The sequence below is a fragment of the Gordonia sp. UBA7860 genome (assembly GCF_002500165.1).
GTDB classification, from domain to species: Bacteria; Actinomycetota; Actinomycetes; order Mycobacteriales; family Mycobacteriaceae; genus Gordonia; species Gordonia sputi.
Map to the genome: position 1 here is coordinate 3,359 of NZ_DLSO01000186.1, position 476 is coordinate 3,834.

Consider the following 476-nt stretch of genomic DNA (forward strand, 5'->3'; position numbering starts at 1 on the left):
CCACGGTGACCGCCACATTCAGCAGTCTGTGGCTCGGCGTCGGATACGACTCGCATGCGAAGCTCACCTGGCAACACCTCGGCAACGGTAAGCGCGGAACCTTGCACTCATCGGCTGTGACCAGGCCACCGAATACCGGCGTTCTCGGCTTCAATTTCCCCAAGAACCAGCCAGGCAAGGGCCGCGTCAAGGTCACCCTCAGCGCCGTCAACAGCAACGCCCTGTGGTCGATTCCGGCTCAATCGTGCAGCGGGGTCATCGAGGTTCCTTGAGCTCGTCGGGGTCGATGACCAGGGATCATCGGCCCTGAGCTGCCACCACCACTACCAACCAAGCATTTGCTAGGTTAGGCTCGTGAGCATGAGCGACGCCGTGATCCCCGCCCCACTTGGTCCCGACGACCTCGGCCCGGACACCTCGCCGGTTGCCTACGAGGTCGGCGGACCAGGTGGCGCCGTCGCCTACGTGACGCTGAA

The 476-nt window shown here is 63.7% G+C and carries 2 pseudogenes; both read left to right on the forward strand.

From position 1 onward, the window contains the following. Nucleotides 1–272: pseudogene (locus tag B3T59_RS22505) on the forward strand (hypothetical protein); the annotation flags it as partial. Between the two features lie 88 nt (nucleotides 273–360). Continuing rightward, nucleotides 361–476, forward strand: a pseudogene (locus B3T59_RS22510) (enoyl-CoA hydratase); the annotation flags it as partial.